This window comes from Amycolatopsis keratiniphila subsp. keratiniphila (assembly GCF_001620365.2).
GTDB lineage: Bacteria > Actinomycetota > Actinomycetes > Mycobacteriales > Pseudonocardiaceae > Amycolatopsis > Amycolatopsis keratiniphila.
Genome location: NZ_LQMT02000023.1, coordinates 19,244 through 37,131, shown reverse-complemented (window position 1 = coordinate 37,131; position 17,888 = coordinate 19,244). Strand labels below are relative to the sequence as shown.

Below are 17,888 nucleotides of genomic sequence, written 5' to 3'. Positions count from 1 at the left end.
AAGACGTGCTGGACGTCAACTTCTTCGATGAGCTCCGCATCGGCCTCGCCACCGCCGACGACATTCGTCAGTGGTCCTTCGGCGAGGTGAAGAAGCCGGAGACCATCAACTACCGGACGCTCAAGCCCGAGAAGGACGGCCTCTTCTGCGAGAAGATCTTCGGCCCGACCCGGGACTGGGAGTGCTACTGCGGTAAGTACAAGCGGGTCCGCTTCAAGGGCATCATCTGCGAGCGCTGTGGCGTCGAGGTCACCCGCGCCAAGGTGCGCCGTGAGCGGATGGGCCACATCGAGCTGGCCGCTCCCGTCACCCACATCTGGTACTTCAAGGGTGTTCCCTCCCGCCTGGGTTACCTGCTCGACCTGGCGCCGAAGGACCTCGAGAAGATCATCTACTTCGCGGCCTACGTGATCACCGGTGTGAACACCGAGCTGCGGCACAACGACCTGCCGACCCTCGAGAACGAGATCGGCGTCGAGCGCAAGAACCTCGAGACCAAGCGTGACGCGGACATCGAGGCACGGGCGCAGAAGCTGGAAGCCGACCTGGCCGAGCTGGAGGCGGAGGGCGCCAAGTCCGACGTCCGCCGCAAGGTCAAGGAAGGCGGCGAGCGCGAGATGCGTCAGCTGCGTGACCGCGCCGGTCGCGAGCTGGACCGTCTCGAGGAGGTCTGGACGACCTTCACCAAGCTCGACACCCGCCAGCTGATCGCCGACGAGCTGCTCTACCGCGAGCTCGTCGACCGGTACGGCGAGTACTTCACCGGCGGCATGGGCGCGGAGGCCATCCAGAAGCTGGCCACCGAGTTCGACGTCGCCGCGGAGGCCGAGAGCCTGCGCGACACCATCCGCAACGGCAAGGGGCAGAAGAAGCTCCGCGCGCTGAAGCGGCTCAAGGTCGTCGCGGCCTTCCAGGCCACCGGCAACGACCCGCGCGGCATGGTGCTCGACGCCGTCCCGGTGATCCCGCCGGACCTGCGCCCGATGGTCCAGCTCGACGGTGGCCGTTTCGCCACCTCCGACCTGAACGACCTCTACCGCCGGGTCATCAACCGGAACAACCGGTTGAAGCGGCTGATCGACCTCGGCGCGCCCGAGATCATCGTGAACAACGAGAAGCGGATGCTGCAGGAGGCCGTCGACGCGCTGTTCGACAACGGCCGCCGCGGCCGCCCGGTCACCGGTCCCGGTAACCGCCCGCTGAAGTCGCTGTCCGACCTGCTCAAGGGCAAGCAGGGCCGGTTCCGTCAGAACCTGCTCGGCAAGCGTGTCGACTACTCGGGCCGTTCGGTCATCATCGTCGGTCCGCAGCTGAAGCTGCACCAGTGCGGTCTGCCGAAGGACATGGCACTCGAGCTGTTCAAGCCGTTCGTCATGAAGCGGCTGGTCGACCTGAACCACGCGCAGAACATCAAGTCCGCCAAGCGGATGGTGGAGCGGTCGCGGCCGCAGGTGTGGGACGTGCTCGAAGAGGTCATCACCGGCCACCCGGTGATGCTGAACCGTGCGCCGACCCTGCACCGCCTCGGTATCCAGGCCTTCGAGCCGCAGCTGGTCGAAGGCAAGGCCATCCAGCTGCACCCGCTGGTCTGTGAAGCCTTCAACGCGGACTTCGACGGTGACCAGATGGCCGTGCACCTCCCGCTTTCCGCGGAGGCGCAGGCCGAGGCCCGCATCCTGATGCTGTCGGCGAACAACATCCTTTCGCCGGCGTCGGGCCGTCCGCTCGCCATGCCGCGTCTGGACATGGTGACCGGTCTGTTCCACCTGACCCGGTTGAACGAGAACGCCGACGGTGCGGGCAACGCCTACTCGTCGCCCGCCGAGGCGATCATGGCGTACGACCGCAAGGCGCTGAGCCTGCACGCCCCGATCAAGATCCGCGTCACCGACCGTCAGCCCGCCAAGGCCGACGAGGCGAGGCTCGCGGAGAACGGCTGGGAGCCGGGCAAGGCGTGGCTGGCCGAGACCACCCTGGGCCGCGTGCTGTTCAACGAGCTGCTGCCGGCGGACTACCCGTTCATCAACGAGCCGATGCCGAAGAAGCGTCAGGCCGCGATCGTGAACGACCTCGCCGAGCGTTACTCGATGACCCAGGTCGCGCAGACCCTGGACCGCCTGAAGGACGCCGGTTTCTACTGGGCGACCCGTTCGGGTGTCACGGTCGCGATCTCCGACGTGCTCGTCCCGGCAGGCAAGAAGGCCATTCTGGACGAGTACGAAGGCAAGGCCGACCAGGTCGAGAAGCGGTACCAGCGTGGTCAGCTGTCGCACGCCGAGCGCAACAACGAGCTCGTCAAGGTGTGGACGCAGGCCACCGAAGAGGTCCACAAGATCATGGAGACGGCGCTGCCGGACGACAACCCGATCGCGATGATCGTGAAGTCGGGCGCGGCGGGCAACATGACGCAGGTCCGGTCGCTGGCCGGTATGCGTGGTCTGGTGTCGAACCCGAAGGGTGAGTACATCCCGCGTCCGATCAAGGCCAACTTCCGTGAAGGCCTGTCGGTGGCGGAGTACTTCATCGCGACGCACGGTGCCCGCAAGGGTCTGGCGGACACGGCGCTCCGTACCGCCGACTCGGGTTACCTGACCCGTCGTCTGGTGGACGTGTCGCAGGACGTCATCGTCCGCGAGATCGACTGTGGCACCACCCGCGGTATCAACATGCCGATCGGCGAGGACATCGGCGACGGCAAGGTCCTGCGCGACCAGCACGTCGAGACCAGCGTGTACGCGCGGAACCTGGCGACCGACGCGGTCGACGCCAAGGGCAACGTCGTGCTCAACGCCGGTGACGACATCGGTGACCCGGCGATCGACAAGCTCATCTCGAGCGGGATCTCCAAGGTCAAGGTGCGTTCGGTGCTGACCTGTGAGTCGGCCGTCGGTATCTGCGCCACCTGCTACGGCCGGTCCATGGCGACCGGTCAGCTCGTCGACGTCGGCGAGGCCGTGGGTATCGTCGCGGCCCAGTCGATCGGTGAGCCGGGTACGCAGCTGACGATGCGTACGTTCCACCAGGGTGGTGTGGCCGGTGACGACATCACGACCGGTCTGCCCCGTGTCCAGGAGCTGTTCGAGGCCCGGGTCCCGAAGGGCAAGGCGCCGATCGCCGACGTCGATGGCCGCGTGCGCATCGAGGAGAGCGAGCGGTTCTGGAAGATCACGCTGATCCCGGACGACGGCAGCGAAGAGATCGTCTTCGACAAGCTGTCCAAGCGTCAGCGGCTCGCGAACACCCCGAACGGCCCGCTGGGCGACGGTGACCGCGTCGCGGTCGGCCAGCAGCTGCTCGAAGGCACGCCGGACCCGCACGAGGTCCTGCGGGTCATGGGGCCGCGCGAGGCGCAGATGCACCTGGTGGACGAGGTCCAGAAGGTGTACCGGGCGCAGGGTGTGTCGATCCACGACAAGCACATCGAGGTCATCGTGCGGCAGATGCTGCGCCGCGTGACGATCATCGACTCCGGTGCCACGGACTTCCTGCCGGGCGAGCTGCCCGAGCGGACCAAGTTCGAGGCGAAGAACCGCGCGTCGGTCGCCGAGGGCGGCGAGCCGGCCTCGGGGCGTCCGGTGCTGATGGGGATCACGAAGGCCTCGCTGACCACGGACTCGTGGCTGTCGGCGGCCTCGTTCCAGGAGACCACGCGTGTCCTGACCGACGCGGCCATCAACGGCCGCTCGGACAAGCTCGTGGGCCTCAAGGAGAACGTGATCATCGGTAAGCTGATCCCGGCCGGTACCGGGATCAACAAGTACCGCAACATCCAGGTGCAGCCGACCGAGGAGGCGCGGGTCGCCGCTTACGCGATCCCGTCCTACGACGACGGCTACTACACCCCGGACGTGTTCGGCTCGACGCCGGGCGCCGCGGTGCCGCTGGACGACTACGACTTCGGCCGCGACTTCCGCTGACCGAAGCGAAATCCACGAGAAGGGCCCTCGCCGATCCGGCGGGGGCCCTTCCCGTTTCAGTCGCCCGAAGAGCGCACGGGCAGCGGCGGCGGGCAGGCGGCTCGGGCTGGCCAGCACCTGTGCCGACGTCATCTGACTCTGCAGCCACTACCCCAACGGAGGCCCCCGGTCCATCCCAGACCGGGGGCTTTCCCTTTGCCCGGCCCGACCTGCGTTTAGCCCCCTAATCGCGATCCGGCCGGGTGCCGCCGACGATCGGCGCGGTATCCGCCTGGATGCGCGACGGATGGCGGGCGATCGCGGGACCGCCGGTCGAAAGGATGGTCGATATGGAATCCCTTGTGACGGAAGAGAACCCGGCCACGAAGAACCTGCGGTCCGCCTTGGACGACGTCCATCGGGCGGGGGTGCCGGGGGTGTTCGCCGAGGTGCGGGCGGGTGAGCGGATCCGGCGCGGCGCCGCCGGGGTCGCCGACCTCGAAACCGGCCGTCCCGTCGAGGCCGGGATGCGGCAGCGCGTCGGCAGTATCACCAAGACCTTCGTCTCGGCCGCGGTGCTGCGGCAGGTCGAGGCGGGGCGGCTCGAGCTCGACGCGCCGATCGGCGACTTCCTGCCGCTGCTGGTCCCCGGCGAACGGGGCCGGGCGATCACGATCCGCATGCTGCTCAACCACACCAGTGGCCTCGCCGAGTACCTGCCCTACGCGTTCCCGTCGCTTCAGAAGCTCGCCCCCGAGAGCCTCGACGACAACCGGTTTCAGGAGTTCCGCCCGGCCGAGCTGATCGCGATCGGTGTCGGCGCGCCGGCCACCGGCGAGCCGGGCAGCACTCCCGGGGTCTACTCCAACACGAACTACCTGCTCCTGGGCGAACTGCTGGAGCACCTGACCGGTGTCCCGATGGAGGAGCACATCTCCCGCGCCATCATCGAACCCTCGGGCCTCACGAACACCGGCTTTCCCGCCGGCCCGCATATCGAGGAGCCGCACTCGCGGATGTACGAGGCGTTGTTCGGGGCGATCGATCCGCCGCGCGACTACAGCGTCTACGACATGTCCTGGGTGATGGCGGGCGCCGGACTGGCCTCGACCGTCGAGGATCTCAACCGCTTCTACCGCAAGCTGATGGACGGGGAGATCGTCAGCCCGTCCTCGCTGGCGGAGATGCGGCGTCTCGTCCCGGTCATCGCGCAGGACGGGCGGCTGATCGACTACGGGCTCGGCCTCTACAAGACCGAGATCCCGGGGCACGGCGTCTTCTGGGGTCACGACGGCACCGTCTGGGGAGCGATGACGATGGCGTGGGCCAGCCCCGATGGCGAACGGCAGTTCTCCGCCGCGATGAACCTGGTGCGGTGGCGCAAGCCGGACGCCGAAGGAACGCACCCCATCGACGACGCCCTGGCCGCCCTCAAGCACCAGGCCCTCTGCGGCCCCGCCTGACCACGGCGCCGACCTGCGTTTAGCCCCCTAATCGCGATCCGACGCGGGCGGGCGCAGGTCGGTGCGTGGCGAAGTTCCCCGAGATTGATAACGAAATCATAACGTCACCACGAGTGGGCGCAGGCGGGTTACTGGTCCGTTGTGACCTGCGGTAGTGCCGCCAAGTGGTCTAATTCCCACTGCTCGGAAAACCGCCACCCGTTCGGCCCAATGGCCCATCCGCATCGTGGGAAATTCACCCTGCCGTGGCATGTCTCATTCTTTGATCACGAGATTGACACCCTGGCGGGTTCACACGAGTATTTCGCCCATGCAATCCCCAGTCGCCTTGGTGTGGCGCCGGCACGTTGACTTGCGGCAGCAAGCAAGCGCGCTGTGTATGGATTCCTGACCTATTCCGGGTTTGTCGCGACGCAGGCTGATTCGCGTATCCGAAACGGATGCGCTCGTTCCCGCGCGCTGACGCTTTCCACTGTGCCGCAACGGTTTCCTGTGCGAACCGGCGGTTGATTGCTTTCCTCTTCGATTCGCGCGGTGACGTCTGCGCGAAATAGGGGAGAGGTGTGCCGATTGTCCGGCGCTTCGGTAGCGAAAACAGGGAGAAAGAATGCTATCCAGCTCGCCCAAGTGGCGAAAAGTGGTGATAGGCGCCTTGGCGGCGGCGCTCGCCGCGGGCACGGTGACCTATACCGGCTCCTCGACGAGTGCCTACGCCGATGTCCAGGTCGTCAAGGACGCGAAGAAGGCGGCCGACGGCAAGGAGTACTGGGTCCAGAACCATCTGGTGTCCAAGGACGTCGGGGCGTCCCGGAGCGCGGACGGCAAGCGCAAGAAATGGCTGCTGGTCTGGGCCGGTGACGAGAACATCGCCGACACCCTGGTCAAGGACATCAAGAACCTGCCGGGTTCGCTCGGCGGCGGGTTGAACAAGATCAAGAACGCGTTGCCCGGTCCGGACTTCCTCGCCGTGATCGACGCGACGCAGGGCTCGCCGACGTACGGCAAGGTCGTCAACACCGCCACCGTCGGCCCGCTCGTCGAGAACGAGCCGCACCACATGCAGTACGTGTGGCACAAGGGCGACACGATCTACGCCGGCGCGCTGTTCGCCGCCGCGACGTACGCCTTCGACGTCTCCGCGTTGCCGCAGCTGAAGCTCAAGGGCGTCAGCCTCCCGACCCAGACCCTCGGCGGTTCCGTGCCGGACGCGTACTGGGTGCTCAAGGACGGCACGGCGTACGGCACGTACATGGGCGGGCCGGTCGTGCCCGGCCCGCACACCTACGCCAACGGTTCCACCGTGGTGGGCAACGGTTTCGCCGGCAGCCCCGGTGAGGTCGTCCGCTTCGACCAGAACGCGCAGGTGCTTTCCGAGTCGCCGGCCGCCACACCGCAGGGCGACAACAAGAAGCTGTGCGACAACCTCCCGCAGCTGGACAAACCCACCTGCGCCAACCCGCACGGCATCCAGGCGCGCGAGGACCTCAACACTCTGGTCACCAGCGATTACGCCGAGCCGCGCAACATCATCCTCGACCCGGTGAAGCAGCCGTCGCCGTATCTGCGGCGGCCGACCGTCCGCGCGTGGGACATCTCAGACCGCAACAAGCCGAAGCTCAAGGCGGTCTCGTACCTGCCGGACGGCCCGAGGGTCGATCCCGCGGACCCGCTGCACGCGGAAAGCCGCGCGGTCATGGAGACCACGGTGACCAACCTGCCCGGCCACAAGGGCGCGTTCGCCCAGACCATGCAGGGCGGCGCGGTGTTCTACACGCCGGACATCACCGCCAAGGAGCCGCACTGGATCCAGGTGTTCGACGACGGCGCGGCGAACAAGGCGATCCACCCGAACAACGATTCCAACGGCGGCGGCTCGAACGGTGGCTGGATCCAGACCAGCCCCGACGACAAGTACCTCTACCGCGCGATCACCGGACGCTCCAAGGGCGCGCTCGGCCCGGACGACCCCGGCACCACCGGTGGCGTGTACGTCCTCGACATCCAGAAGCTGGTCGCCGCCGGCGACAAGGTCGAGAACATCAAGGGCCGGATCGACACCAAGGAGAAGTCCCAGCAGGGCGGTGGCGGCGATCTGCCGACCGTCGTCGGCGCGGCGCCGATCAACCCGGGCACGCCCGGCGGTGGCCCGCACTGGGGGGCGTACGACAACTTCGTGCTCGGTGACGACGGGTATTACCACGAAACCGACAAGCCGCAGCACCTCGCGGTGTCGAACTACTTCGTCGCACGGTCCGGTTTGGACGGTGACCACAAGGTCAACCTGCTGAACCTCGGCGAGGACGGGAAGGTCGCGGTCGACCGGAACTTCCGGGACGAGTTCACTGGACAGGTCGGGATCAACTTCAACCGGAAGACCTGGCCGCACGGGTCCTTCGGCAACGCCAAACCGCACTCCGAACTGTTCGTCGTGGCGGACGCGGATCTCAAATAACCCTGCTCGGCGCGGAAGGTCGTGGGTGGCGGGCACACTCCGCCACCCACGGCTCCGCCGATCTGCTCGGAGAAGGTCCCCATGGATCACCACGTCATCCCGGCGAGCTCGGGTTCGGCCGGAGCCGACATCGCCCTCGTCCTGCTTCGGCTCGGACTTCTGCTCGCGACCGCTTTCCTCGCGGGCACAGGGATCCTGCGCCCGCTGGTGGGTGAACTGCCCGGCCGTCTTCGTCTCGCCATCGCCGGCCTCGGCGGGATTTCCGCCGCGCTCGCCGCGGTTTCCGCCTTCGCGACCGACGTCAACGTCATCGCGCTGATCGTGCATCTCGTGCTGGCACTGGCGATTCCCGTCCTGGTCCGATGGCCGTCGGCAGGCCGCTGGGCCTCGCTCGCGCTCGCCGCGTTGGTGGTACTCGAAACCTCGCTCGGGCGGACAGGTGTCGAATTCGCCATCGACACCGTCTACGTCGCGGCCGCGGCCTTGTGGTTCGGTGTCACCGTCCTTTCCGTCTGGGTGCCTGCCGCGCAGTGGCGCCAGACGAACTTCCGGCTCGGCCCGCTTTCCCTGACACTGGGCGGACTTCTCGTCGTCGCGGGCGCAGTTCAGTTGTTCTCCTCCGGGCTCGGGTTCGACCGCCGGATCTACGGCACGCTCTTCGGGCTGACGTTGCTGGTGATCGCGCTGCTGCCGATCGCCGCCACCGTCGTCGCGGGTTTCTTCCTCTCGGACAAGGAATCCACGCGTGCCTATCGGTTCGGCGCGGCGGCCGTGGCGGTCGGATTCGTCGCCTGGAGCGCCCTCGCGGCCATTCCCGAACCGCCCAAGCTGCCGACGCCCGGTGTCGCGCTGCTCGCGGACGCCGCCCTCGGTGAGCAGCGGTTCCCCGTGCTCGTGAGCCCACAGCGGCCAGGCAAGAACCTCGTCCATTTCCCCGCCAGCGCAGGAGAAGGCCTGTCCGCCGGGCTCGAAGGCGGCCTGATCGGCAAGGCCATCGTGCGCCCCGGCGCCGAGGGCACCTGGGCCGAGGTCGACCTGCCGAAGGGGCGCAGCGACCTGATCATCAGCCGCGGCGGGGAGAAGACGACGATCGAGGTCGACGCGGGCGAGGAGCCGGGCCTCACTATCGAGGACGCGGACGCGCCCGAGTGCGCTTCGGCCGCGTTGGGCGGCTTGATCGCCGACCGCCGCGAAGTCTTCACGTCCTGCCCCGCGGACGCGCTTTCCGGTGAGGACAGCGGTTCTCTCGTCAAACTCGTCGAATTCCTCGCCGGGCGCAAGCCTTCCGCGCTCACCCTCGTCGAGGACGCGTCGCCGCGCAGTGTGGCCGCCGCGAAGCTGGTCCGCGAAACCGCCGCGCGATCCGGCTTGCCCGTGCAGGCCGAAGCGGGGCCGAACACCGCGCTGCTCGTCGTGTCCGGTTGGGCGGGTGGCTACACGGCGATGACCCGCGCGGCCGAGTCCCAGCCGCTCAAACCGACCCACCAATACGGCCTGTACCTGGCGCCCTGGCTGCTGAACGGGCCGATCGTCAACTCCGTCGCGAGTTCCTCGGTGCCGCTGAGGTTCGACCCGCGTGAGCAGGTCGCCGTCAGCTTCGCCGTCGCCGCGGGCAACGCCTTCGGCGGCGAAAGTCCCACGCTCGGCGGGTTCCGGAGCTGGCTGGGCGACCAGTGGCGGTCGATCAACGGGGACGTCCAGATCTTCGCGGCGGCACAGGTCAACGCCATGCCGATGTACCCCGGCGAACCGCACGCCGTCGGGATGATCGCCGACCGGAACTACGCGGGGCAATGGATCCCCGACGGAACGATCGTGCCGATCAGTTCGGTACTGCGGTGATTTCAACGAAAGAATGGGAGAAGAAATGAAGCGAATCGCGGCCCGTGTGCTGCTGCCGCTCGCCGTCGCGGGGGCGCTGTCCGGACTCGCCGGAGGCGTCGCCTCCGCCGACCCGCTGCCGGGTCTGCCCACCGGCGGCCCCGGGGTCTGGCTGATCCCGGGGCTGGACCTCGGCGGTCTGCTCGGACCGACCGTCCCCGTGCCGACCGACGTCCTCGCCCCGATCTACGGGATCATCACGCCCATTTCGTAAAACCGTTACCAGCAAAGGAGAATCTCATGAAGAAGGCCTTCGTCCGCGCGGTCACCGGCGCCGCGCTCGCCGGTCTCGTCGCACTCGGCTCGGCCGCTCCCGCGCTCGCCGCGCAGGACACCCCGAACGATGTCGTGGTCGTCGACGAGCCCGACACGAGCGATCTCAACAACATTTGGACGTTCGCGCCGCTCGGCGTCCCGGTGCTGGGGCTGATCCAGTCGCTCAACGGCGTTCCCGGCCGGCTGCTGCCGTCCTGACTTCCGTGGCGGCGCGGCTCACGGGCCGCGCCGCCGCTTTCGGCGAGGAGGACCGATGGCCGACAGACAACTGATCGGGCGCATCGCCATCGCGGGGATCGTGGTGGCCGCGCTCGCGACCTGTGTGGTGCTGCTCAACGGCGGCGAGGAACCGCAGGCCGAGACCGTGGCCGTGGTCGGCGAACCGACCGAGGCCGCGCCGTCGCGCGGACCGGACCGCACGATCACGCGGACGCTCAGCCAGGCGCAGCCGCAGCCGGCATCGAACGACTGGCGGATCGCGTACGAGCTCGCCGGGACGGGGACCGCGACCGTGGTCTACGACTCGAACGGGCTGGGGCTCGTGCACCAGGAGCTGCAGGTGACGCTGCCGTGGCGCAAGGAGCTCACGTGGAAGAACACCGGCACCCCGCCGACCGTCCAGCTGATGGGGCAGGGCGAGGGGGCCGTCGAATGCCGGGTGGCCGTGGGCGGCGCCGTGGTCACCTCCGAGAAGTCCGCCCCCGGCGAGGTCGCCACCTGCGCCGGCCGCCTGGCCCCCTCCTGACCTGCGTTTAGCCCCCTAATCGCGATCCGGAGGCGGGGAAAACCGGTGGCCAGGGTCGGCAGAATGTAGCCATGACCTGGAGCTTCGAAGTCACCCCCGTCGATCACCCCGACGCCGCTCAGCTGCTGCGCGAGTACCTGGACGAAATCGCGTCCCGCTTCTACGAGCGCCAGGTCAGCGAAGAGGAACTCGACGACCTGCTCGAGAAGAACCACAGCCGGGATCTGACCCCGCCGACCGGCACCTTCCTCCTCGCGCGGCGCGACGGGGTGCTCGCCGGGTGCGCCGGGCTGCGGGTCGCCTCACCCGACATCACCGAGCTCACCCGCGTCTTCCTGCGGAAGTCCGAACGCGGCAAGGGCGGTGCCGCGCTGCTCGTGGCCGCCGCCGAAGACGTCGCCCGCGGCCTCGGCGCCTCGTTGATCCGTCTCGACACCCGTCGCGACCTGGTCGAGGCCAGGGCCCTGTACGCGCGCCTCGGCTACGAAGAGGTCGAGCGCTTCAACGACGAACCCTTCGCGCACCACTTCTTCGCGAAGTCCCTGGAAGTCCCGGATCGCGTTTAGCCCGCTAAACGCGATCGGCGCGGCGCGGACGGCGGTGGGAGGCCTGACCTGCGTTTAGCGGGCTAAACGCGATCCGTGGCGGTGAGCGGGGCCCGGTCCGCGACGTCGGCCAGGTAGTCCAAGGTGCGCAGCAGTTGCTTCCCGCTCGGCAGCGTCTTCGGCACCACCGCCACCGTCCGCCCGGACGTGTGGAACTCGCGGCACCGGCCCGCGTTCGCCGTCAGCCAGTCACGGACCTCGGGACGCGGGACGAACGCGGGATTCGAGCAGTCCACTTCGGATCCGCTGATCGAGAGCGTGCAGTCCGGCATGGCCGTGCCCGTCTCGACGTGCACGACCGTCCGCAGCGAACCGGACTCGCGGGTGCCGTCCTGACGGAATCCGGCACCCGGCCGGTGATACCGGTAGACACCGAACGGCTTCCCCCGGTGCGTGCCGACCACCGCCTGGTCGATCGACTCGCCGGCCCGCCGCAACGGGGCGGGCGCCCGGCCGGTCGCGGGCTGCTCGTGCCTCCCGCCCGCGGCACCGAGCCGGGCACCGCTGTAGAAGTCCCAGCCCCGCTCCCGCGCCAACGTGGCCAGCCCGCGTTTCTTCGCCGCCCCGGCGAGGATCCACCAGGCGGCGAGCACGACCGGCAACGCCACCGCGGCGATGGCGATGATCCACGCGGTCACGGCTCAGAAGTCCAGATTGTCGGAGGCTTCCTCGGGCGTCTGTTCGTCGTCACCCACCGAACCGTACTGGCCGGCCTTGATCCCTCCCGACGTGTACGTGCCGGCCTTCCCGGCGACACCCGCCGCGACCTCGCCCTTCTCGCGGCCCGTCTCCGGCGTCTTCCAGCTGCCGTCCGGGTTGGTGGCCTTGCCGAGGCCGACGGTGTTCAACGCGGCCTTCTTCGTGGCCGACGTCATCCGCTCACCGAAACCGTCCGCGAGTCTGCCGCCCATGGCGCCGTCCTTCGAGGCGAACTTGCCCCACGCGGACGCGCCCGGCCCGGCCGCCAGCTGCGCGGTGGACTTGTTGTGGGCCATCAGCTCCTTGTAGTTGCCCTTCCACTTGCCGAAGAACTCCTTGAGCTTGCCAAGGAACTGCTTGATCTTGTCGAGCAGCTGGCGGAGCTTGTTCAGGAACTTCTGAACCTTCGACGTGGTGGAGACCGCGCGGGTGGCCGTCAGCCCGCCCGCCGTCGCCGTCGAACCGCCACAGGTCGGGACGGCCGCGGCCAGCGCCGGGATCCAGATCATGATCAGCCAGGTGATGAACTCGGTGAGGATCGCCTTGATGAACTCCTCGATCACCGTCATCACCATGCTGGAGATCTGCAGCAGCTGGGCGATGTCCCCGGCCTGCGCGGCGATCCCGTCGATGCCCTGCGCGAACTTCGCCAGCTTCTCGCCCGCCGCGTTCGCCGCGTCACCGGTCCACTGCGACAGCGACGTCTTCGCGTCTTCGCCGAACTTCTTGCTGTAGTCCTGCAGATAGACACCGATGTTGTTGAAGTTGCCCGCCGCGTTCGACAACGCCGGGCCGTCGCCGCTCACCATGTGGATGGCGTCCTGGATCGGCTGGCACACGTTCATCAGGAAGCTGAGACCCTGGCCGACCAGCCAGCCGATCGGGTCGCTGGCGATGTCCGCCACGCCCATGCACGAGCTGACGAAGCCGGCGCCGCTGGCCGCGATGGTCCCGATGTCGCTCGCCTGGAACCCGTCCGCGGTCGCCTTCTTGACGGTGTCGAACGTGCTGAAGCCACTGCCGATCGGCCCCGGCAGCGAGGTCAGCATCTTGTCCGTGCGGATGGTGTCCGGGTTGTAGTCGTTGATCTGGATCTTGGTGTGTTCGCCGGTGATCTTCTGATCGGCCACGATCAGTCCCCCTCGCTACTTGGCCGGCCCCATCTTCGGTGTCCTCGACTGCGCCGGCTGCTCCAGCAGCTTGAGGATTTCGTTGAGCGCCTTGACGTTGTCGTCTTCGTTCCGCTCGTAGGCGGTGGCGGCGTTGCCGAGCTTCTCCGAGGCCGCGGTCAGCCCCGCGGACATCTCGATCAGCAGATCCTGCAGATCGGTGAGCATCGACGTGTACTCGTGCTTCACGAACAGGCCGACGACTCCCCATGACTCGTCGCCGACGTCGGACTGCTGCGTCAGCCGTCCGACCTCGTTCGGGATCCGGACGTCCTGCCCGAGCTTGCCCGAGTAGGTGCGCAGCGCGCTGATCACCACCTCATGCCCTCCGGCCATCGGCGGTCCCTCCCTTCGCGCACCTTCCGATGCGGCTCGTCGTGATCGGCGCCTTGGACCCGGCTGCCCCGCCTGCGGTTCCAAGAGCCTCGGATCGCGTTTAGCCCGCTAAACGCGATCCTGCCCGGGGGTCAGTGGTCGTCGTCGAAGAGGTTCTTCAGGAAACGGTCGCCGTCCGAGCCGCTCGACGCCGGGGGCGGCGACGGCTGCGGCCGCTGCGGCTCGTCGGCGGACTTGAGCAAGGAACGCTCGGAGTAGTCGTCGGACGGCTGCTCGGCGGCCGGCCGCGACGGCGACTCTTCGTCCATCCGCGCCCGCATCTCCTCGACGGTGGTGCCGAACAGGTCCGCCTGGGTCTCCAGCACCTGGTCCACCAGGTTGAGGTCGTCGCCCATGTGCTCTTCGACGATCGTCGCCTGTTTGCGGGCCGATTCGGCCACGGCCTGCTGGATGGTCGACATCAGCGCCGCGGAAAGCGCGTCCGGCCGCAGGCGAAGGGCGTCTTCGGTGAACTTGACGTCCATGATCGCGCCGCCGGGCCCCGCGACCACGGTCACCGAACGGTCCGAAGAGGACGCCGTCGCCTCGATCCTGCTGAGCTCGTCCTGCATGCCGCCGATGCTCGCGAGCCGATCGTCGACGTTCCGGAGCTGGGACTGGAACTGGTCGAATTGCGCGACCAGCTGCTCGAACTCGGCGGACATGGAGCCTCCCCATAGTGCGGTGCGACGGCCGGGCCGACGCTGTGACCAGTCTCATCGTGACTCATTCACCGGTTCGACGCGACGGGGTGGTTATCGGATCCATCCGGCTCACCCGATAGGGGAATAGGTAGCGTGGTCCGCCGAGCAGGGCGGTATCAGTACGAACGAGGGGAGGCGTCGTGGACGCCGAGAAGCAGGAAAGCACCGAGGAACCCAGGCGGGGGAGTCACGCGGCGCCGGAGGGGGCTCCCGTGCATCCGCTGATCGATCTTTCCCGTGACCCGCATCCGGGCCGGGCGGATCACGCCAAGCCCGAAGAGGAATAGCGGGGCCCGAAACGCCGTTCCATCAGGGTGGCCGCGGGGTGCCGCCCGGCACGATATAGTTATCGACCCCCCGATTTGGCCGGTCCGGAAGTGGCCGGGTATCTTTGGAGACCGTGCCCGGCAGGCGTCGGGCCGTCCCGTGTGCCGTGCGGCACGGACGGGGTGCTCAGGCATCCGGTCCGAAGGCTTCGCCCACGCGGGATCCGACGGAAAATCCCTACGGGAAGTTACCGGTCGCAAGACCGTGACGCGGGCCGACACGCCCGACCGCGGGGGCCGGAGACAACACGTAGTAGCAAGATCGCGAACAGAAAGCTGGTCCATTGCCCACGATCCAGCAGCTGGTCCGTAAGGGCCGCCAGGACAAGGCTGCCAAGCAGAAGACCGCGGCCCTCAAGGGGAGCCCGCAGCGGCGTGGCGTGTGCACTCGCGTGTACACCACAACCCCCAAGAAGCCGAACTCGGCGCTTCGCAAGGTCGCTCGTGTGAAGCTGACCAGCGGCATCGAGGTCACCGCCTACATTCCCGGTGAAGGCCACAACCTGCAGGAGCACTCGATGGTGCTCGTGCGCGGTGGTCGTGTGAAGGACCTGCCGGGTGTCCGCTACAAGATCATCCGCGGTTCGCTCGACACCCAGGGTGTCAAGAACCGTAAGCAGGCGCGCAGCCGGTACGGCGCGAAGAAGGAGAAGAGCTAATGCCCCGCAAGGGTCCGGCCCCGAAGCGGCCGCTGATCTCTGACCCCGTCTACGCATCCCCGCTGGTCACCCAGCTGGTGAACAAGGTGCTGAAGGACGGCAAGCGGTCCCTGGCCGAGCGCATCGTGTACGGCGCCCTCGAAGGCGCTCGCGAGAAGACCGGCACCGACCCGGTCGTCACGCTGAAGCGCGCCCTCGACAACGTGAAGCCCACCATCGAGGTGAAGAGCCGCCGCGTCGGTGGTGCCACCTACCAGGTGCCGATCGAGGTCAAGCCGGGCCGCTCCACCACCCTCGCGCTCCGCTGGCTGGTCTCCTTCTCGCAGGCTCGTCGTGAGAAGACCATGATCGAGCGTCTGCAGAACGAACTGCTCGACGCGAGCAACGGCCTCGGCGCCAGCGTGAAGCGGCGTGAGGACACCCACAAGATGGCCGAGTCCAACAAGGCCTTCGCGCACTACCGCTGGTGATATCCGCCCGGCTGCCGATCAAAGCCTTGCCGGGCCCCAATTTTGAGACAGGGGAACACTCTCGTGGCACGTGACGTGCTGACCGACCTGAACAAGGTCCGCAACATCGGCATCATGGCCCACATCGACGCCGGTAAGACCACCACCACCGAGCGGATCCTGTTCTACACCGGGATCAACTACAAGATCGGCGAGGTGCACGACGGCGCCGCGACGATGGACTGGATGGAGGAGGAGCAGAAGCGGGGTATCACCATCACCTCGGCTGCCACCACCACCTTCTGGGCCGACCACCAGATCAACATCATCGACACCCCGGGTCACGTCGACTTCACCGTCGAGGTGGAGCGTTCGCTGCGGGTGCTCGACGGTGCCGTCGCCGTCTTCGACGGCAAGGAAGGTGTCGAGCCGCAGTCCGAGCAGGTCTGGCGTCAGGCGGACAAGTACGAGGTTCCTCGTATCTGCTTCGTCAACAAGATGGACAAGCTCGGCGCGGACTTCTACTTCACCGTCCGCACCATCGAGGAGCGCCTCGGCGCCCGCCCGCTGGTCATCCAGCTGCCGATCGGCGCCGAGAACGAGTTCGAAGGCGTCATCGACCTGGTCCGCATGAAGGCGCTGACCTGGCGCGGCGAGGTCCAGAAGGGCGAGGACTACTCGGTCGAGGACATTCCCGCGGAGCTGGCCGACAAGGCCGCCGAGTACCGCGAGAAGCTCGTCGAGACCGTCGCCGAGACCGACGACGCGCTCATGGAGAAGTTCCTCGAGGGCGAGGAGCTGACCGAGGCCGAGATCAAGGCCGGCATCCGGAAGCTCACCGTCGCCCGCGAGGCGTACCCGGTGCTCACCGGTTCCGCGTTCAAGAACAAGGGCGTCCAGCCCATGCTCGACGCGGTCATCGACTACCTTCCGTCGCCGCTGGACGTCCCGGCCGTCGAGGGCACGCTGCCCGACGGCGAGACCCCGGTCAGCCGGAAGCCGTCCGTCGACGAGCCGTTCTCCGCACTGGCGTTCAAGATCGCCGCGCACCCGTTCTTCGGCAAGCTGACCTACATCCGGGTGTACTCGGGCAAGATCGCTTCCGGCGCGCAGCTGATCAACGCGACCAAGGAGCGCAAGGAGCGCATCGGGAAGCTCTTCCAGATGCACTCCAACAAGGAGAACCCGGTCGACGAGGCCCAGGCCGGCCACATCTACGCGGTCATCGGCCTGAAGGACACCACCACCGGTGACACCCTCGCCGACCCGCAGAACCCGGTCGTCCTCGAGTCGATGACGTTCCCGGCGCCGGTCATCCGCGTCGCGATCGAGCCGAAGACCAAGGCCGACCAGGAGAAGCTGTCCCTGGCGATCCAGAAGCTGGCCGAAGAGGACCCGACGTTCCAGGTCAACCTGGACGAGGACACCGGCCAGACGATCATCGCCGGTATGGGCGAGCTGCACCTCGAGGTGCTGGTCAACCGCATGAAGTCCGACTACAAGGTCGAGGCGAACATCGGTAAGCCGCAGGTCGCCTACCGCGAGACGGTGCGCAAGACGGTCGAGAAGCTCGACTACGTGCACAAGAAGCAGACCGGTGGTTCCGGTCAGTTCGCGAAGGTCATCGTCAAGCTCGAGCCGCTCGAGTCCACCGACGGTGCCCTCTACGAGTTCGACAACAAGGTCACCGGTGGCCGCGTGCCGCGGGAGTACATCCCGTCGGTCGACGCGGGCGCGCAGGACGCCATGCAGTACGGCGTGCTGGCCGGCTACCCGCTCGTCGGGTTGAAGTTCACCTTGTTGGACGGCGCGTACCACGAGGTCGACTCTTCGGAAATGGCCTTCAAGATCGCCGGCTCCATGGCGATGAAGGAAGCCGCGAAGAAGGCCGGTCCGGTCATCCTCGAGCCGCTGATGGCCGTCGAGGTCACCACGCCCGAGGACTACATGGGCGATGTGATCGGCGACCTCAACTCCCGCCGTGGCCAGATCCAGGCCATGGAGGAGCGCGCCGGTACCCGTGTCGTCAAGGCACTGGTCCCGCTGTCGGAGATGTTCGGTTACGTCGGCGACCTGCGTTCGCGTACGCAGGGACGTGCCAACTACTCCATGGTGTTCGACTCCTACGCCGAGGTTCCCGCGAACGTCGCGAAGGAAATCATCGCGAAGGCGACGGGGGAGTAGTTCCC

16 protein-coding genes are annotated in these 17,888 nt (G+C 67.6%); 12 read left to right on the top strand and 4 right to left on the bottom strand.

Annotated features, from left to right (window positions below; translation table 11 throughout):
• Positions 1-5: 5 nt before the first annotated feature.
• The 8 genes from AVR91_RS24515 to AVR91_RS24480 all read left to right on the top strand — a co-directional run bounded on the left by AVR91_RS24515 (position 6) and on the right by AVR91_RS24480 (position 11,279).
• The gene (locus AVR91_RS24515) at positions 6-3,917 is read left to right on the top strand and encodes a DNA-directed RNA polymerase subunit beta' (RefSeq protein WP_037332715.1); all 3,912 of its coding nucleotides are present in this window, start codon (positions 6-8) and stop codon (positions 3,915-3,917) included.
• A 329-nt stretch (positions 3,918-4,246) separates the two neighbouring features.
• Entirely contained in the window at positions 4,247-5,359 is a 1,113-nt protein-coding gene (locus tag AVR91_RS24510) for a serine hydrolase domain-containing protein (protein ID WP_063274341.1), read from the top strand.
• 607 nt (positions 5,360-5,966) lie between these two features.
• On the top strand, positions 5,967-7,811 hold the full coding sequence (locus tag AVR91_RS24505) for a selenium-binding family protein (protein ID WP_228709321.1): 1,845 nt from the start codon (positions 5,967-5,969) through the stop codon (positions 7,809-7,811).
• Positions 7,812-7,892: 81 nt separating this feature from the next.
• Positions 7,893-9,653: a hypothetical protein gene (locus AVR91_RS24500; RefSeq protein ID WP_063274328.1), complete on the top strand. Its 1,761-nt coding sequence runs from the start codon at positions 7,893-7,895 to the stop codon at positions 9,651-9,653.
• Positions 9,654-9,678: 25 nt separating this feature from the next.
• Positions 9,679-9,906 (top strand): hypothetical protein, encoded by a 228-nt coding sequence (locus AVR91_RS24495; RefSeq protein WP_063274329.1) that lies wholly within the window; start codon positions 9,679-9,681, stop codon positions 9,904-9,906.
• Between the two features lie 26 nt (positions 9,907-9,932).
• Positions 9,933-10,166: a hypothetical protein gene (locus tag AVR91_RS24490; RefSeq protein WP_063274330.1), complete on the top strand. Its 234-nt coding sequence runs from the start codon at positions 9,933-9,935 to the stop codon at positions 10,164-10,166.
• A 55-nt stretch (positions 10,167-10,221) separates the two neighbouring features.
• Positions 10,222-10,713 carry an MmpS family transport accessory protein gene (locus AVR91_RS24485; protein WP_063274331.1) on the top strand — a complete coding sequence of 164 codons (492 nt, stop codon included), beginning with the start codon at positions 10,222-10,224 and terminating at the stop codon, positions 10,711-10,713.
• Between the two features lie 71 nt (positions 10,714-10,784).
• Positions 10,785-11,279, top strand: a complete 495-nt coding sequence (locus AVR91_RS24480) for a GNAT family N-acetyltransferase (protein ID WP_063274332.1) — start codon at positions 10,785-10,787, stop codon at positions 11,277-11,279.
• 62 nt (positions 11,280-11,341) lie between these two features.
• Here the strand turns inward: AVR91_RS24480 and AVR91_RS24475 are convergent, their stop codons facing one another.
• From AVR91_RS24475 to AVR91_RS24460, 4 genes are all read right to left on the bottom strand, one after another.
• Positions 11,342-11,956: a hypothetical protein gene (locus AVR91_RS24475; RefSeq protein ID WP_063274333.1), complete on the bottom strand. Its 615-nt coding sequence runs from the start codon at positions 11,954-11,956 to the stop codon at positions 11,342-11,344.
• A gap of 3 nt (positions 11,957-11,959) precedes the next feature.
• A complete protein-coding gene (locus AVR91_RS24470) occupies positions 11,960-13,147 on the bottom strand; it encodes a hypothetical protein (protein ID WP_016331083.1) in 1,188 nt (395 codons plus the stop codon).
• Positions 13,148-13,162: 15 nt separating this feature from the next.
• A complete protein-coding gene (locus tag AVR91_RS24465; protein ID WP_063274334.1) occupies positions 13,163-13,522 on the bottom strand; it encodes a hypothetical protein in 360 nt (119 codons plus the stop codon).
• A gap of 131 nt (positions 13,523-13,653) precedes the next feature.
• Positions 13,654-14,226, bottom strand: a complete 573-nt coding sequence (locus AVR91_RS24460) for a YbaB/EbfC family nucleoid-associated protein (protein ID WP_063274335.1) — start codon at positions 14,224-14,226, stop codon at positions 13,654-13,656.
• A gap of 179 nt (positions 14,227-14,405) precedes the next feature.
• Here AVR91_RS24460 and AVR91_RS42880 point away from each other — a divergent pair, with 179 nt between their 5' ends.
• The 4 genes from AVR91_RS42880 to fusA all read left to right on the top strand — a co-directional run bounded on the left by AVR91_RS42880 (position 14,406) and on the right by fusA (position 17,883).
• A complete protein-coding gene (locus AVR91_RS42880) occupies positions 14,406-14,552 on the top strand; it encodes a hypothetical protein (protein ID WP_016331086.1) in 147 nt (48 codons plus the stop codon).
• Positions 14,553-14,875: 323 nt separating this feature from the next.
• The gene (gene rpsL / locus AVR91_RS24455; protein WP_003102113.1) at positions 14,876-15,250 is read left to right on the top strand and encodes a 30S ribosomal protein S12; all 375 of its coding nucleotides are present in this window, start codon (positions 14,876-14,878) and stop codon (positions 15,248-15,250) included.
• Positions 15,250-15,720 carry a 30S ribosomal protein S7 gene (rpsG, locus tag AVR91_RS24450; RefSeq protein ID WP_007031033.1) on the top strand — a complete coding sequence of 157 codons (471 nt, stop codon included), beginning with the start codon at positions 15,250-15,252 and terminating at the stop codon, positions 15,718-15,720. The genes rpsL and rpsG overlap by 1 nt, the downstream gene beginning before the upstream one ends.
• A gap of 63 nt (positions 15,721-15,783) precedes the next feature.
• Positions 15,784-17,883, top strand: a complete 2,100-nt coding sequence (fusA, locus tag AVR91_RS24445) for an elongation factor G (protein ID WP_016331087.1) — start codon at positions 15,784-15,786, stop codon at positions 17,881-17,883.
• The last annotated feature ends 5 nt before the right edge of the window (positions 17,884-17,888 follow it).

Coding starts and splice junctions, on each gene's coding strand:
- AVR91_RS24510 (WP_063274341.1), top strand. CDS start 4,247: ATGGAATCCCTTGTGACGGAAGAGAACCCGGCCACGAAGAACCTGCGG.
- AVR91_RS24505 (WP_228709321.1), top strand. CDS start 5,967: ATGCTATCCAGCTCGCCCAAGTGGCGAAAAGTGGTGATAGGCGCCTTG.
- AVR91_RS24500 (WP_063274328.1), top strand. CDS start 7,893: ATGGATCACCACGTCATCCCGGCGAGCTCGGGTTCGGCCGGAGCCGAC.
- AVR91_RS24495 (WP_063274329.1), top strand. CDS start 9,679: ATGAAGCGAATCGCGGCCCGTGTGCTGCTGCCGCTCGCCGTCGCGGGG.
- AVR91_RS24490 (WP_063274330.1), top strand. CDS start 9,933: ATGAAGAAGGCCTTCGTCCGCGCGGTCACCGGCGCCGCGCTCGCCGGT.
- AVR91_RS24485 (WP_063274331.1), top strand. CDS start 10,222: ATGGCCGACAGACAACTGATCGGGCGCATCGCCATCGCGGGGATCGTG.
- AVR91_RS24480 (WP_063274332.1), top strand. CDS start 10,785: ATGACCTGGAGCTTCGAAGTCACCCCCGTCGATCACCCCGACGCCGCT.
- AVR91_RS24465 (WP_063274334.1), bottom strand. CDS start 13,522: ATGGCCGGAGGGCATGAGGTGGTGATCAGCGCGCTGCGCACCTACTCG.
- AVR91_RS24460 (WP_063274335.1), bottom strand. CDS start 14,226: ATGTCCGCCGAGTTCGAGCAGCTGGTCGCGCAATTCGACCAGTTCCAG.
- rpsG (WP_007031033.1), top strand. CDS start 15,250: ATGCCCCGCAAGGGTCCGGCCCCGAAGCGGCCGCTGATCTCTGACCCC.